This is a genomic window from Pseudomonas sp. St316, assembly GCF_018325905.1.
Classification (GTDB): Bacteria; Pseudomonadota; Gammaproteobacteria; order Pseudomonadales; family Pseudomonadaceae; genus Aquipseudomonas.
The window spans coordinates 4,894,498-4,909,253 of the sequence record NZ_AP021901.1; the positions used below are offsets into that span (position 1 = coordinate 4,894,498).

A 14,756-nucleotide genomic window follows, 5' to 3' on the forward strand; every position below is an offset into this window, starting at 1 on the left:
ACAGACTTTGCGTGGAATTCAGAAAAATCAGCGTGTTTGCCTGCTTTTTTCCGATACTAAGCGCAGAAAAGCACTGGAAACTCAAGGCTGCTGAATCTGTTGCAAATGACCATAGAGTCGCGCGTACAGGCCACCTTCGGCAATCAGCTGCAAATGGTCACCGTCTTCGGCGATTTGCCCACCGTCGAACACCAATACTCGATCGGCCTGCTTCACCGCCGAGAGCCGGTGGGCGATGATCAGCGTGGTGCGTGCGCTCAAAAAACGCGCCAATGCCTGGTGAAGGTTGTACTCGGTCGCAGCGTCCAGCGCCGAGGTGGCTTCGTCGAGAATCACCACCCGCGGGTTGGCCAATACCATGCGGGCGATGGCCAGCCGTTGACGCTGGCCGCCCGACAGCCGCACCCCGGAACGCCCTACTACACTCTCCAGACCCTGGGGCAGCGCCCGTACGGTGGCATCGAGCTGGGCGATTTCCAGTGCCCGCCAGCAGTCGTCGTCACTGCACTCACGGCCCATGGCGAGGTTGGCCCGCACCGTGTCGTTGAACAGCGCCGGATGTTGCAACACCACTGCAACATTCTCCCGGATGGTCTCCAGGCCGATCTCCTGTTGCGTGGCGCCACCGAAACGAATGCTGCCCGATTGTGGCGTGTACAGCCCCAGTAATAACTGCACCAGGGTGCTCTTGCCGCCGCCGCTGGCCCCGACGATAGCGACTTTCTCCCCCGGCGAGATGGACAGGTTCAACTGGTTGAGCACCAGTTCTTCACCGTAACCGAAACTCAACCCCTGAATCTCGATGCCCACCGTGTCACGGCCCTTGAATGGATCGACGGTGCCGGTGTACTGGGGCTCGTCGGCCCGGGCCAGCAGTTCATTGATCCGGTTCAAGGCACCGCCGGCGGCGTAATAGGCGTACTGCAAGTTCAACAGTTGCTCGACCGGACCGATCATGAACCAGAGGTAGCTGAACACCGCCAACATCTGGCCGATGGACAGGTCGGAAAACACCACGGTGAGCATGGCCGCTGCGCGAAAAATATCGATGCCGAACTGGAACAGCAAACCACTGGCGCGGTTCGAGGCATCGGTTTTCCACTGCGAACTCACGGCGTAATCGCGGACCTCCTTGGCGCGCATCCCCAAGCGACCGAGGAAATAGCCCTGGCGGTTACCGGCGCGCACTTCCTGGATGGCGTCCAGGGTTTCGGTCAAGGCCTGGGTGAAGCGCGAGGTGCTGTCATTCTCCAGCTTCTTGAGGTGCTTGACCCGCTTGCCCAGCTGCACCGTGGCGTAGATCACCAGCGGATTGAACAGCAGGATCAGCAGCGCCAGCTCCCAGTGCATCCACACCAGGATCCCGGCAGTGCCCACCAGGGTCAGCATCGCCACCAGGAAACGACTGAGGGTCTCGCCGATGAACTTGTCCAGGGTGTCCAGGTCGGTGACCAGATGGGCCGCCACGGTGCCGCTACCCAGGCTTTCGTATTCGCCCAGGGAAATTCGCTTGAGACGCTCGATCAAGCGGATGCGAATGCGATAGACGATGTCTTTGGCCAAGCGGGCGAACAAGCGGGCCTGCACCACGTTGAACAGCAATGCGCCACAGCGCAGGGTCAGGGTCACCAGCAACATCAGCCCGATGTAGCCGGCCGCGCGCTGCCAGCCCATGGGCAACGCCTGGTTCATGACTTTCAGAGCCGCATCGCCATGCCCCAGCAGAACTTCATCCACCAGCAACGGCAATAGCAACGGGATCGGTACGCTGCACAGCGTCGCCAGCACGGCCACGCCGTTGGCGATCCACAGGGCTTTTTTGTGCTTGAGGGCCAGGCGACGGATTTCCGCCCAACTCAACCGGTCGATGCGCCTTGAGGCCGACGCGTCTTGCGGCCGGTCAGACACAGGCCGCGCGCTCCAGCCAGCGGCCAAGCAAAGGCGACAGCTGGTTCAGGGGCTGGTAACCGTTGGTCAGCAAGGCCAACTGGCCATCACGCTCGGCCAACAGTGTGGGGAACCCGGCAATACCCAAGTCCTGTACCCAGGTGAAATCCGCAGCGGTGGCCGCATGTTGGTCGGCGCGGTCGAAGGCCGCGGCGAATTCGATGCGTGGCAGCCCGGCCTGTTCGGCCAGCTCCACCAGCACGCTGGCGTGGGTCACGTCGCGACCTTGCACATAAAAAGCCTGCTGGATCAGCTTCACCAACTTCCAGGCCAGGTCCGGGGCCAGGCTGCGGGCCGTCACCAGTGCCCGGCAGGCAGGCTCGGTGTCGTAGACGAAACCGTCCGGCAACGCGCCTTCAAGCTTGAAGGGCTGGCCGGTGGCCTGGGTGACCGCCTGCCAGTGTTCAAGGATGTAGCGCCGGGTGGTCGGCTCCAGCGCCGAACCACTGCCGGTACGCAAGCCGCCCACCACCAGGTGCAGCTCCACCCCCGCGGCATGCGCCTGCTCTACCAACGCCTCGGCCACCGGGGCAAAGCCCCAGCACCAGGAGCACATCGGGTCCATCACATAGAGCAGGCGTGACGCCATGGTTCAGGCCTCGGAAGGTGTCTGCTTATAGTTGTAGCCGATCGGATGCGGCATGTTGCGAGCCTTGGCCAACTCGATCTGCTTCTGCCGGTCAATGGCGCTGCGACGGGTCTTCTCGCTCAGTTTATCCCAGCAGTGCGGGCAACTGATGCCAGGCACATAGTGCTCCGAGGCGCGGTCTTCTACGCTTACCGGAGTACGACAAGCGTGGCATTGATCGTAGTCGCCTTCGCTGAGGTCGTGGCGAACGGTGACGCGGTTGTCGAACACGAAGCAGTCGCCGCGCCACTTGGTTTCTTCCTGGGGGACCTCTTCGAGGTACTTCAGGATGCCGCCCTTGAGGTGATAGACCTCGTCGAAGCCCTGGCCGAGCATGTAGCTGGAGGCTTTTTCACAACGAATGCCGCCAGTGCAGAACATCGCGACTTTCTTGTGCCTGGCCGGGTCGAAGTTGGCCTTGATGTACTCGGGGAATTCACGAAAGCTGGTGGTCTTGGGGTCGATGGCGCCTTCGAAGGTGCCGATGGACACTTCGTAATCGTTACGAGTGTCGATCAACAACACTTCTGGATCGCTGATCAGCGCGTTCCAATCCTGCGGTTCGACATAGGTGCCGACCTGCTTGTTAGGATCCACGCCTTCAACGCCCAGGGTGACGATTTCTTTTTTGAGCTTGACCTTGGTGCGGTAGAACGGCTGTTCATCGCAGTACGACTCTTTATGGTCGATGTCGATCATGCGCGGATCGTTCTTGAGCCAGGCCATCAGGCCGTCGATGCCTTCACGAGTGCCGGAGACCGTGCCGTTGATGCCTTCTTCGGCGATCAGCAACGTGCCTTTGATGCCGTTGTCGAGCATGGCCTTGAGCAAGGGCTCACGCAGCTCGACATAATCTTCAAGGGTGACGAACTTATACAGTGCCGCCACGACAATGGGTTGTGTCATGGGTGTTTCTCCAGGTGGCTACCCTCGTAAAGGGTGAACCGGATGCGAAAAAAAAACGCGCCGGGTGAGCGGCGCGTTGCGGATTCTAACAAAAACAAGGGGGTTGCAGACAGCGATTGCTGTAGGCAACAGTGCTGTGAGGGTCACTTGGTCAGGGGCAAAGCCTGAATCTGTGGGAGCAAAGCTTTGCTCCCACAGCACCTTGCTCCCACAGGCTCAAGGTTTTGCCATCCACAGCAGCCCAATCAGTGCTTGCTGCCACCGGCACAGGTCGGCGAAGCCGGGGCCGCGTCGATCTGCGCCCATTCTTCGGGGGTGTAGGTGTGCAGCGCCAACGCATGGAACTCACCCATCAGCTCGCCCAGCGTGCCGTAGACCTTCTGGTGGCGCTTGACGCGATTGAGCCCTTCGAACTGCTGGCTGACCACTATGGCCTTGAAGTGGGTCTGCAGGCCACGGCTGTGCATGTGGCTTTCATCCAGCACTTGCAAGTGCTCGGGCTGCAAGAGCCCGAGTGTCGATTCGATGCGTTGTTGCATGCTCATTCCGGGCTCCGCTTACGGCTTTTTCTTGGCAGGGGCAGCGGCTTTTGGCTCGAGCTCGGTCGTCATGTCCGCCAGCAGCTTGTTGACCACCGGGACCGCGCTTTCAAGCTTGGCCTGGGTCAGTTGGGCCGATTGCTGGGTCAATTGCGGCATTTTTTCCAGGACTTTCTTGCCCAATGGCGACTGGTAGAACGCGACCAGGTCCTTGAGCTCCGATTCGCTGAAGTTGCTGGTGTAGAGCTTGACCATGTCCGGCTTGAGCTTGTTCCAGCCGATAGCCTGGTCCAGCGCGGCGTTGGCCTTGGCCTGGTAGGTTTCCAGGGTGGCTTTTTTCGACTCAGGGGCCTTGGTCTGCTCAAAGCGCTGGGCAAACATCTGCTGCACTTGCATGTATACCGGAGTGCCCAGTTTGTCAGCGTGCGCCAGGGTCAGGAACGCTTCGGCGCTGGCGTTGTGGCTGGCGGTATCGGCGAAAACAGGGCCGCTGGCACACACCAGAGCAACTGCGGTACAGATGGCACGAAGACGGGTCATCGAGTTTCCTTTCATTACAGGCGAGGTAAAACCCCAAGGGCGACCATTCTGCGCCTAAAAAACGCCAGGCCTCAACCCCGATGCTTGCCAGGTCCGATTGACGGGCCGAACCCGCTGCTTCTGGATTGAGGGATCATTGAGGGAACCGGTGCCGCCCATCTGGGCCTAAACTGCGCATTCAGCCCTTAAGGAGTTTGACCCGATGAGCCGTATCGAAACCGACAGTCTTGGCCAGGTTGAAGTCCCGGACGACGCCTACTGGGGCGCCCAGACGCAGCGTTCCATGATCAACTTCGCCATTGGCGACGAACGCATGCCGCTGTCGGTATTGCACGCCCTGGCACTGATCAAGAAAGCCGCCGCGCGGGTCAATGATCGCAATGGCGACCTGCCCGCCGACATCGCCCGCCTGATCGAACAGGCCGCCGACGAAGTGCTGGCCGGCCAGCATGACGACCAGTTTCCATTGATGGTCTGGCAGACCGGCAGCGGCACCCAGAGCAACATGAACGTCAACGAGGTGATTGCCGGGCGCGCCAACGAACTGGCCGGCAACCCCCGCGGCGGCAAGAGCCCCGTACACCCCAACGACCACGTCAACCGCTCGCAGAGTTCCAACGACTGCTTCCCCACCGCGATGCACATTGCCGCCGCCCAGGCCGTCCACCAGCAATTGCTCCCGGCCATCAGCGAGCTGTCCGGCGGCCTGGCGGAACTGGCGGCACGCTACATGAAGCTGGTCAAGACCGGCCGTACCCACATGATGGATGCCACGCCAATCACCTTTGGCCAGGAACTGTCGGCATTCATTGCCCAACTCGATTACGCCGAACGGGCGATCCGCGCCACGCTACCGGCGGTCTGCGAACTGGCCCAGGGCGGCACCGCGGTCGGCACCGGGCTCAATTCACCCCATGGTTTCGGCGAAGCGGTTGCCGCTGAATTGGCGGCGCTGTCGGGCCTGCCGTTCGTCACCGCGCCGAACAAGTTTGCCGCGCTGGCCGGCCATGAACCCCTGACGTCCCTGTCCGGCGCCCTGAAAACCCTCGCCGTGACCTTGATGAAAATTGCCAACGACCTGCGCCTGCTGGGCTCCGGACCACGGGCCGGGTTCGCCGAGGTGAAACTGCCGGCCAACGAACCGGGCAGTTCCATCATGCCCGGCAAGGTCAACCCGACCCAGTGCGAAGCCTTATCGATGCTGGCCTGCCAGGTCATGGGCAACGACGTGACCATCGGTTTTGCCGCCAGCCAGGGGCATTTGCAGTTGAACGTGTTCAAACCGGTGATCATCCACAACCTGCTGCAATCGATTCGCCTGCTGGCCGACGGCTGCAGCAACTTCCAGCAGCACTGCATCGCCGGGCTCGAGCCAGATGCCGAGCAGATGGCCGCGCACCTGGAGCGTGGGTTGATGCTGGTGACTGCGTTGAACCCGCACATCGGCTACGACAAGTCAGCCGAAATCGCCAAGAAAGCCTACGGCGAAGGGTTGACCCTGCGTGAGGCGGCGCTGCAACTGGGGTACCTGACCGATGAAGAGTTCGATGCCTGGGTAAGGCCGGAGAATATGCTGGAGGCCGGTAGCCAGGGCTGAGTTTGCATCCCATGGAGATCAAATGTGGGAGCGAGCGTGCTCGCGATGGCGGTGTATCAGTCAACTCTTCATCGACTGTCAGGCCGCCATCGCGAGCAAGCTCGCTCCCACAATGGTTTGTGGCGTTCTGCTCTAAGGTCGTCCGACAGCCAAACGCTCGCGCCGGGCCCTGAGCCCGGCGATCAGCGACGGGCCCAGGGCAACCAGCGCCGACCCCAGCACCACCAGCACCGCCCCGCCATACCCCAGCAGATTGATCTGCTCGGCATGGACATAATCAGGCCACCACCAAGCCGCCATCGCCACTGCGGCGAACGTCACCAGTGGCGTGATCGCCAGGGTGGCGCTGACCCGCGACGCCTCCCAATGGGCCAAGGCTTCGGCAAACGCGCCATAGGCAATCAGCGTGTTGAGGCAGCAGGCGAGCAACAGCCAGCCTTGCAACGGACTCAATTGCAGCGCCTCCAACGGATGCACCCAGGGCGTGAGCAGCAACGCGCAGAACAGGTAGATCACCATCATCACCTGCAACGAATTCCACACCGTCAACAATTGCTTCTGGCCCAGGGCATAAAACGTCCAGACCGTCGACGCCAGCAACACCATCAGCACCCCGGCGGTGTAGTCGCTCAGGGACGTCAGCAACTCGACCAGGCGCTGGTTGAAAAACAGCGCAAAACCGATCAGCAACACCAGCAGGCCGATGCCCTGCCCCACGCTGAAGCGCTCCTTGAATACGAACAGGCTGGCGACCAGCAACATGATCGGCCCCATCTGCACCACCAATTGCGCGGTGCCGGGGCTCAGGCGATTCAGGCCCATCAGGTACAACACGTAGTTGCCCACCAGCCCGAGCACCGCCATCGCCACCAGCCAGCCGCCGCGTGGGCCAAGGACCTTATGACTGGGCAGGCGCCGGGTGGCGGCCAGATAGATGAACAGCAAACTGCCGGACACCAGCAAGCGAAACCAGGTCACGGTGACCGGGTCCATCACTTGCAGCACTTGCTTGAGCTTGATCGGCAGGATTCCCCAGAGCAGGGCAGTCAGCAGGGCGAGGAACAGGCCGTAAACCCAGCGACCGGACGATATGTGCATGCAACCCTCGGAGCCAAGACGTGAACGCGCATTCTAGGCCTGGATCGATCGATGACACAGGGACAGTTAAACATTCGCCGTTGATGGGATTGTATGGGTCGCAGCCGTCGATCGGCTCGATAGGCGCAAATCAACGACACCACATATGCTCAACTGAAACGACCACGCAGCATCATGGAGACCCGAAATGCCAGGAACGCGCGCCCAAGACACAGACGCTCCCAAGACGATTTTCCGCAGTGACCGGATCTGCCGGGTAAACGGCGAGTTTTACTTCAATACGCGCGAAGGCACCCAGGAAGGTCCGTTCAAGAGCCGGGATGCTGCGGAGCGGGAAATAGCGGCGTATATCCAGCGAATGCTGCATCTTACTCAGGTTGCCAGCTAGTACGCCCACGGCTGGCGCAACACTCTTGTGTGTGGCGAGGGAGCTTGCTCCCGCGGGGTCGCGAAGCGGCCCCCCTCCCCATCGATAAACCGCCTCGACAGATTGACGACTGCTTCGCAGCCGAGCGGGAGCAACGCCCTCGCCACAAGAGCTCTTGCGGTTATCTCACCGCCTCGAACAACCCCGTAGCCCCATCCCCCCGCCCACGCACATGGTCACGACACCGTAGCGCAGGTTGCGTCGTTGAAGCTCGCGCACCAGATGCCCCACTTGCCGCGAGCCGGTCATGCCGAACGGATGGCCGATGGAGATCGAGCCGCCGTTGACGTTGTATTTCTCGGGATCGATTTCCAGCCGGTTGCGGCTGTACAGGCACTGGGAAGCAAAGGCCTCATTGAGTTCCCACAGGTCGATATCGGCGATCTGCAAGCCCTTGGCCTTGAGCAGCTTGGGCACTGAAAACACCGGGCCGATGCCCATCTCGTCCGGCTCGCAACCGGCCACGGTGAAACCGCGGAAAAACGCCTTGGGCTTGAGCCCCAGCGCCAGGGCTTTTTCCAGGCTCATCACCAAGGTCATCGAAGCCCCGTCGGACAACTGCGAGGAGTTGCCCGCCGTCACCGAACCGTCTTCGGCGAACACCGGTTTCAGGCCCGCCAGGCTTTCGTAGGTGGTGTCCGGGCGATTGCAATCGTCGCGATCGACCACACCGTCTAGGATCTGCACAGCGCCGGTGCTCTTGTCCTCGACCCGGTACTTGACCGCCATCGGGATGATTTCGTCATCGAACAACCCGGCCGCCTGGGCCTTGGCGGTGCGTTGCTGGCTCTGCAAGGCGTAGCGGTCCTGCTCCTGGCGACTGACCTGGTAACGGCGGGCGACGATCTCGGCCGTCTGCCCCATGGGGAAGTAGATCCCGGGCACCTGCTCCTTGAGCAGCGGGTTGATCAGGTTGTCGGTGTTGACGCTTTTCATCGTCAGGCTGATGGATTCCACGCCGCCCGCCACGATGATGTCGCTGCAACCGGAAGCGATCTGGTTGGCGGCGATGGCAATGGCTTGCAGGCCCGAGGAACAGAAGCGGTTGAGGGTCATGCCGGCGGTGCCGATGCCCAATCGCGAGAGCACCGCCACGTTGCGCCCGATGTTGTAGCCCTGGGCGCCTTCGTTGGACCCGGCCCCGACGATGCAGTCCTCGACACTGGCCGGGTTGATGTCGTTGCGCGCCAGCAAGGCATCGACACAATGGGCCGCCATGTCGTCCGGACGGGTCATGTTGAACTTGCCGCGAAAAGACTTGGCCAGGCCGGTCCGTACGCTGTCGACGATCACCACTTCACGCATGGCTGTACCTCATTGTTGTAGTCGGTTGAGAGTGAATCGAGCATAGATCCACTGCATAACCGACCGCGACAATCATTCACCCCGCGTATGCGCGCCCATCGCCCTAGCGCTTCTTCTTGCGAGCCTGCCTTGCGCTCCGTTCGAAAGCCGCTTCCAGCGCCTGGTTGAGGGTGCGCAACACCTTGACCCGCGCCCAGCGCTTGTCGTTGGCTTCCACCAAGGTCCAAGGGGAAATCTCGGTGCTGGTGCGGTCCACCATGTCGCACACGGCAGCGCGGTAAGCGTCCCACTTGTCGCGGTTGCGCCAGTCATCCTCGGTGATCTTGAAGCGCTTGAACGGAATGTCCTCGCGCTCCTGGAAACGCTCCAACTGGGTTTCCTTGTCGATGGCCAGCCAGAACTTGACCACCACCACGCCAGCATCGGCGACCTGCTCCTCGAAGTCGTTGATTTCTCCGTAGGCTCGCAGCCAGTCGGCCTGGCTGCAAAACCCTTCGACCCGCTCCACCAGCACCCGGCCGTACCAGGAGCGGTCGAACATGGTGAACTTGCCCCGCGCGGGAATATGCCGCCAGAACCGCCACATGTAGGGGTGGGCGCGCTCTTCTTCAGTGGGCGCGGCAATCGGCACGATGCTGTACTGGCGTGGGTCCAGGGCTGCCGCGACCCGCCGGATCGCCCCACCCTTGCCCGCTGCGTCATTGCCTTCGAACACCGCCACCAAGGCATGCTGGCGCATGCGTTTGTCCCGCAGCAGACCGGCGAACCGCGCCTGTTCGGTGATCAACTGCTCTTCGTAGTCAGCCTTGTCCAAGCGACGGGTCATGTCCAGGCTGTCGAGCAGCGTGATCTGCCCGTCCAGCTCGGGCAGGGGCGCCAAGCTGACCTCTTGCGGCTTGGCCTTCGAACGGTCCAGGGCCTGGCGCAAGCCGTCGAGCAGGATCCGCCCGACGGTGAGGCTGCGATAACAGCTGTCCATGCCTTCGATCACATGCCACGGCGCGTAATCGCGACTGGTGCGGCGCAACACGCGCTCGCCGTATTTGACGAACTTGTCGTAGGTCTGGGACTGCTGCCAGTCCAGCGGGCTGATGCGCCAGCTGTGCAGCGGGTCATCCTTGAGCCCCTTGAGTCGGGCCTTCATCTGCTTCTTGGACAGGTGGAACCAGAACTTGAAGATCAGCGTGCCTTCATCGCAAAGCATTTTTTCCAGGCGCTCGGCACCGGCAATCGCCTGGTCGAGCCGTGGGTCCTTGAACTCGCCATGGACCCGGCCTTGCAGCATCTGGCTGTACCAGTTGCCGAAGAAAATCCCCATGCGTCCCTTGGCCGGCAGCATCCGCCAGTAGCGCCATGCCGGAGGCCGCGCCAGCTCCTCGTCGGTCTGTTGGTCGAAGGTGCGCACTTCGATCAGCCGCGGGTCCATCCACTCGTTGAGCAACTTCACCGTCTCGCCCTTGCCCGCGCCTTCGATGCCGTTGATCAGCACGATGACCGCAAACTGGCCCTGCTGTTGCAGCTCGAACTGCGCCTCCAGCAGCGCTTCACGCAGGGCCGGCACTTCGGCCTCAAAGGTGTCTTTATCGATGGCGTGACCGATTTCAGCGGATTCAAACATGGGCAGCTCCTTCCGGGGATGGACCAAGACTAGCGGATTGGATGCGGTCCGTGCGCATGCACCGAAGCAATCGGCAATCGATCGGCTAGAATGGCCGCTCAGTTTTGACCGAGCCAGCCATGACGCCCATCCAGCAACACGCCCAACTCGACTGGGATGATCAGGGTCGCCCGCGTTCGCGGGTGTTCGACGATGTGTATTTTTCCGACCAATCGGGGCTGGAAGAAACCCGTTATGTGTTCCTTGAGCAGAACAACCTGGCCGAGCGTTTCGCGGCCCTGGCCGATAACGGGCGGCTGGTGATCGGCGAAACCGGATTTGGCACCGGCTTGAATTTCCTCTGCGCCTGGCAGTTGTTCGAGCAGTGCGCACCGACCGGGGCGCGGCTGCATTTCGTCAGTGTCGAAAAATATCCCTTGAGCCCCCAAGACCTGCGCCGGGCACTGGAACTGTGGCCGCAACTCAAACATCAAGCAGAGCAATTGCTTGAGCAGTACGTCGCGATTCACCAGGGTTTCCAGCGTCTGACTTTGGCCGGTGGGCGAGTGACACTGACGCTGTTGATCGGCGATGCCCTAGAGCAATTGCCACAGCTGGACGGACAGATTGACGCCTGGTTCCTCGACGGTTTTGCGCCGGCCAGGAACCCCGAGATGTGGACCGCCGAGCTGTTCGCCGAACTGGCCCGGCTGGCCGCACCCGACGCCACCCTCAGCACCTTCACCAGCACTGGTTGGGTGCGGCGATTGCTGAACGCGGCGGGCTTCAAGATGAAGCGCACGCCGGGCATTGGTCACAAGTGGGAAATCCTGCGCGGCGTGTTTCTTGGCTGGCCGGAGCAGACACCGGCGCCATCCCCGGCAAAACCCTGGTACGCCCGCCCCGCCGCGCTGACCGGCGAACGCCGGGCACTGGTGATCGGCGGCGGCCTGGCCGGTTGTGCCAGCGCCGCCAGCCTTGCCGCGCGTGGCTGGCAGGTGACGCTGCTGGAGCGTCATGCCGGGTTGGCCGAGGAAGCGTCCGGCAACCCCCAAGGCGTGCTGTACCTCAAGCTGTCGGCCCACGGCACGGCGTTGTCGCAGATGATCCTCAGCGGCTTCGGCTACACCCGGCGCGTGCTGGAGCAACTGCAACGTGGCGTTGACTGGGACGCCTGCGGGGTCTTGCAACTGGCCTTCAACAGCAAGGAAGCCGAGCGTCAGGCGCAGCTGGCGGAGGCGTTCCCAAGGGATTTGCTGCACCCCCTCGATCAGTCCGAGGCGCAGGTGCGGTCTGGCATCGGCCTGGCCTGTGGTGGTCTGTTTTATCCCGAGGGCGGTTGGGTGCATCCGCCGGCGCTGTGTCACTGGCAGGCCTCAGGGCCGGCGATTGACGTGCAGCCCCATCATGAAGTGTTGTCACTGCGTCGCGTAGACGGCCAGTGGCAGGCATGGGATGGCGAACGATGCCTGGCCAGTGCGCCGGTGGCGATCCTCGCCAGCGCCGCCGAAATCAAACGTTTCGAACCGGCCGCCGACTTGCCGCTCAAGCGTATTCGCGGGCAAATCACCCGGTTGCCGCAAACCACCGGCAGTCAGAGCCTGGCGACCGTGGTGTGCGCCGAAGGCTATGTGGCCCCGCCGCGGCTGGGCGAGCACACCCTGGGCGCCAGTTTCGATTTCAACAGCGACGACCTGACGCCCACGGCCGCCGAGCACGCCGGCAACCTGCTGATGCTCGAAGAAATCTCCCAAGACCTGGTGGATCGCCTGGACGCTGGCAGCCTGGACCCGCAACACCTCGAAGGCCGTGCGGCGTTCCGTTGCACCAGTCCGGATTACCTGCCGATTGTCGGCCCACTGGCCGACCGCCAGGCCTTTACCGAGGCCTATGCGGCCCTCGGCAAGGACGCCCGCCAGGTGCCAGACACTCCCTGCCCGTGGCTCGATGGCCTGTATATCAACAGCGGCCACGGCTCCCGCGGCCTGATCACCGCCCCGCTGTCGGGCGAACTGATCGCCGCCTGGCTGGACAACGAACCCCTGCCACTGCCCCGCAGCGTGGCCGAAGCCTGCCATCCGAACCGGTTTGTGTTGCGGGCATTGATTCGGGGCAAGGCCTGACACGCCTTTAATGGTCTACCCCAATCCCTGTGGGAGCGAGCTTGCTCGCGATAGCGTTGGGTCAGTGGGTATCTAAGGTGACTGACACGGCGCCATCGCGAGCAAGCTCGCTCCCACAGATTCTTCTTATTCCTGAGTCGTACGACAGCTCCAACCCCGCCGGCTTATAACGCATCGATCTAAAACTCACAGCAATCCCTCCGGTCAGTTTCAGGGTACCCGCCCTTTCAGCGGGTGCGCTTGACCCCTCCCCAACGGAAAAACCGGTAAGGACTTATGTGCGGATTAGCTGGAGAGTTACGTTTCGATCAACAACCTGCGGACCTTGCGGCCGTAGAGCGAATCACCCATCACCTGGCCCCTCGCGGCCCTGACGCCTGGGGCTTTCATAGCCAGGGGCCCATTGCCTTGGGCCATCGGCGCCTGAAAATCATGGACCTATCGGACGGCTCGGCCCAGCCGATGATCGACAATCAGCTGGGCCTGTCCCTGGCCTTCAACGGCGCGATCTACAACTACCCGGAACTGCGCGGCGAGCTCGAAGGCCTGGGCTATAGCTTCTATTCAGGTGGCGACACCGAAGTGCTGCTCAAGGGTTACCACGCCTGGGGCGAAGCGCTGCTGCCCAAGCTCAACGGCATGTTCGCCTTCGCCATCTGGGAGCGCGATGCCAAACGCCTGTTCATCGCCCGCGACCGCCTCGGCGTCAAGCCGCTGTACCTGTCGCGCACCGGCCAACGGCTACGTTTCGCCTCGGCGTTGCCGGCGCTGCTCAAGGGCGGCGATATCAACCCGATGCTCGACCCGGTGGCCCTCAATCACTACCTGAATTTCCACGCGGTGGTCCCGGCGCCCCGCACCTTGCTGGCGGGTGTTGAAAAACTGCCGCCCGCCACCTGGATGCGCATCGAAGCCGACGGCAGCACCGAGCAGAAAACCTGGTGGACCCTGCCCTACGGACCACGGGCCGACGAACAGCACCTGAACCTGGAAGACTGGATCGAGCGCGTGCTCGACAGCACCCGTGAAGCGGTCGCCATTCGCCAACGCGCCGCCGTGGATGTCGGTGTGCTGCTGTCCGGTGGCGTGGATTCGAGCATGCTCGTGGGCCTGCTGCGGGAAGTCGGCGTAGAAGACCTGTCGACCTTCTCTATCGGTTTCCAGGATGCCGGCGGCGAGCGCGGTGATGAGTTCCAGTATTCGGATCTGATCGCCAAGCACTACGGCACCCGCCACCACCAACTGCGTATCGACGAAAAGGAGATCATCGAGCAACTGCCGGCAGCGTTCCGTGCCATGAGCGAACCGATGGTCAGTCACGACTGCATCGCCTTCTACCTGCTCTCGCGGGAAGTGGCCAAGCACTGCAAAGTGGTGCAAAGCGGCCAGGGCGCCGACGAGTTGTTCGCCGGTTATCACTGGTACCCGCAAGTCGATGGCGCCAGCGATCCATATGCAGCCTATCGCGCCGCGTTCTTCGACCGCAGCTACGAAGAATACGCCGCCACCGTACAGCCCAAATGGCTGACGGCCAACGACGCGGCCGGTGACTTCGTCAAAGAACATTTCGCCCAGCCCGGCGCTGATGCGGCGGTAGACAAGGCCCTGCGCCTGGACAGCACCGTGATGCTGGTGGACGACCCGGTCAAGCGTGTCGACAACATGACCATGGCCTGGGGCCTGGAAGCGCGCACGCCCTTCCTCGACTATCGCCTGGTGGAGCTGTCGGCCCGGGTCCCGGCGAAGTTCAAGCTGCCCGATGGCGGCAAGCAGGTGCTCAAGGAAGCCGCCCGACGGGTGATCCCCGGCGAGGTGATCGACCGCAAGAAAGGCTATTTCCCGGTGCCAGGACTCAAGCACCTGGAAGGCAACACCCTGGCCTGGGTTCGCGAGCTGCTGCTGGACCCGAGCCAGGACCGCGGCCTGTTCAACCCGGCCATGCTCGACCGCCTGCTGACCGACCCCAACGGCCAGCTCACGCCATTGCGCGGCTCGCGACTGTGGCAACTGGCGGCGCTGAACCTGTGGCTCAGCGAGCAAGGAATCTGA

At 62.4% G+C, this 14,756-nt stretch carries 11 protein-coding genes and 1 pseudogene; 4 read left to right on the forward strand and 8 right to left on the reverse strand.

Annotated features, from left to right (window positions below; genetic code table 11):
• Positions 1 to 81: 81 nt before the first annotated feature.
• The 5 genes from KI237_RS21765 to KI237_RS21785 form a co-directional block, all read right to left on the reverse strand.
• Positions 82 to 1,908 carry an ABC transporter ATP-binding protein gene (locus KI237_RS21765; RefSeq protein WP_212797004.1) on the reverse strand — a complete coding sequence of 609 codons (1,827 nt, stop codon included), beginning with the start codon at positions 1,906 to 1,908 and terminating at the stop codon, positions 82 to 84.
• Complete coding sequence (locus tag KI237_RS21770; RefSeq protein WP_212800674.1) at positions 1,901 to 2,503, reverse strand: DsbA family protein; 603 nt, start codon at positions 2,501 to 2,503, stop codon at positions 1,901 to 1,903. Before KI237_RS21770 ends, KI237_RS21765 begins: the two co-directional genes overlap by 8 nt.
• A 36-nt stretch (positions 2,504 to 2,539) precedes the next feature.
• Positions 2,540 to 3,481, reverse strand: a complete 942-nt coding sequence (gene trhO / locus KI237_RS21775) for an oxygen-dependent tRNA uridine(34) hydroxylase TrhO (protein ID WP_212797005.1) — start codon at positions 3,479 to 3,481, stop codon at positions 2,540 to 2,542.
• A gap of 245 nt (positions 3,482 to 3,726) precedes the next feature.
• Positions 3,727 to 4,026 (reverse strand): BolA family protein, encoded by a 300-nt coding sequence (locus tag KI237_RS21780; RefSeq protein WP_212797006.1) that lies wholly within the window; start codon positions 4,024 to 4,026, stop codon positions 3,727 to 3,729.
• Between the two features lie 12 nt (positions 4,027 to 4,038).
• The gene (locus KI237_RS21785; RefSeq protein WP_212797007.1) at positions 4,039 to 4,560 is read right to left on the reverse strand and encodes a DUF2059 domain-containing protein; all 522 of its coding nucleotides are present in this window, start codon (positions 4,558 to 4,560) and stop codon (positions 4,039 to 4,041) included.
• A 202-nt stretch (positions 4,561 to 4,762) separates the two neighbouring features.
• Here KI237_RS21785 and KI237_RS21790 point away from each other — a divergent pair, with 202 nt between their 5' ends.
• Complete coding sequence (locus KI237_RS21790) at positions 4,763 to 6,157, forward strand: class II fumarate hydratase (protein WP_212797008.1); 1,395 nt, start codon at positions 4,763 to 4,765, stop codon at positions 6,155 to 6,157.
• 132 nt (positions 6,158 to 6,289) lie between these two features.
• On the opposite strand, the gene KI237_RS21795 is transcribed toward KI237_RS21790, so the two are convergent.
• Complete coding sequence (locus KI237_RS21795) at positions 6,290 to 7,255, reverse strand: DMT family transporter (protein WP_212797009.1); 966 nt, start codon at positions 7,253 to 7,255, stop codon at positions 6,290 to 6,292.
• Positions 7,256 to 7,442: 187 nt separating this feature from the next.
• On the opposite strand from KI237_RS21795, the gene KI237_RS21800 reads away from it, so the two are divergent.
• The gene (locus KI237_RS21800; protein WP_212797010.1) at positions 7,443 to 7,643 is read left to right on the forward strand and encodes a DUF6316 family protein; all 201 of its coding nucleotides are present in this window, start codon (positions 7,443 to 7,445) and stop codon (positions 7,641 to 7,643) included.
• 160 nt (positions 7,644 to 7,803) lie between these two features.
• On the opposite strand, the pseudogene KI237_RS21805 reads toward KI237_RS21800, so the two are convergent.
• Together KI237_RS21805 and pap are read right to left on the reverse strand one after the other, a co-directional pair.
• Positions 7,804 to 8,987: pseudogene (locus KI237_RS21805) on the reverse strand (thiolase family protein).
• Between the two features lie 103 nt (positions 8,988 to 9,090).
• Positions 9,091 to 10,605, reverse strand: a complete 1,515-nt coding sequence (gene pap / locus KI237_RS21810; RefSeq protein WP_212797011.1) for a polyphosphate:AMP phosphotransferase — start codon at positions 10,603 to 10,605, stop codon at positions 9,091 to 9,093.
• A 119-nt stretch (positions 10,606 to 10,724) separates the two neighbouring features.
• Here pap and mnmC point away from each other — a divergent pair, with 119 nt between their 5' ends.
• Both mnmC and KI237_RS21820 read left to right on the forward strand, forming a co-directional pair.
• Positions 10,725 to 12,707 (forward strand): bifunctional tRNA (5-methylaminomethyl-2-thiouridine)(34)-methyltransferase MnmC2/FAD-dependent 5-carboxymethylaminomethyl-2-thiouridine(34) oxidoreductase MnmC1, encoded by a 1,983-nt coding sequence (gene mnmC, locus KI237_RS21815; RefSeq protein WP_212797012.1) that lies wholly within the window; start codon positions 10,725 to 10,727, stop codon positions 12,705 to 12,707.
• Between the two features lie 276 nt (positions 12,708 to 12,983).
• Positions 12,984 to 14,756, forward strand: a complete 1,773-nt coding sequence (locus tag KI237_RS21820; protein ID WP_212797013.1) for an N-acetylglutaminylglutamine amidotransferase — start codon at positions 12,984 to 12,986, stop codon at positions 14,754 to 14,756.

Coding starts and splice junctions, on each gene's coding strand:
- KI237_RS21770 (WP_212800674.1), bottom strand. CDS start 2,503: ATGTGCTCCTGGTGCTGGGGCTTTGCCCCGGTGGCCGAGGCGTTGGTA.
- trhO (WP_212797005.1), bottom strand. CDS start 3,481: ATGACACAACCCATTGTCGTGGCGGCACTGTATAAGTTCGTCACCCTT.
- KI237_RS21795 (WP_212797009.1), bottom strand. CDS start 7,255: ATGCACATATCGTCCGGTCGCTGGGTTTACGGCCTGTTCCTCGCCCTG.
- KI237_RS21800 (WP_212797010.1), top strand. CDS start 7,443: ATGCCAGGAACGCGCGCCCAAGACACAGACGCTCCCAAGACGATTTTC.
- KI237_RS21790 (WP_212797008.1), top strand. CDS start 4,763: ATGAGCCGTATCGAAACCGACAGTCTTGGCCAGGTTGAAGTCCCGGAC.
- pap (WP_212797011.1), bottom strand. CDS start 10,605: ATGTTTGAATCCGCTGAAATCGGTCACGCCATCGATAAAGACACCTTT.
- KI237_RS21785 (WP_212797007.1), bottom strand. CDS start 4,560: ATGACCCGTCTTCGTGCCATCTGTACCGCAGTTGCTCTGGTGTGTGCC.
- KI237_RS21780 (WP_212797006.1), bottom strand. CDS start 4,026: ATGAGCATGCAACAACGCATCGAATCGACACTCGGGCTCTTGCAGCCC.
- KI237_RS21820 (WP_212797013.1), top strand. CDS start 12,984: ATGTGCGGATTAGCTGGAGAGTTACGTTTCGATCAACAACCTGCGGAC.
- mnmC (WP_212797012.1), top strand. CDS start 10,725: ATGACGCCCATCCAGCAACACGCCCAACTCGACTGGGATGATCAGGGT.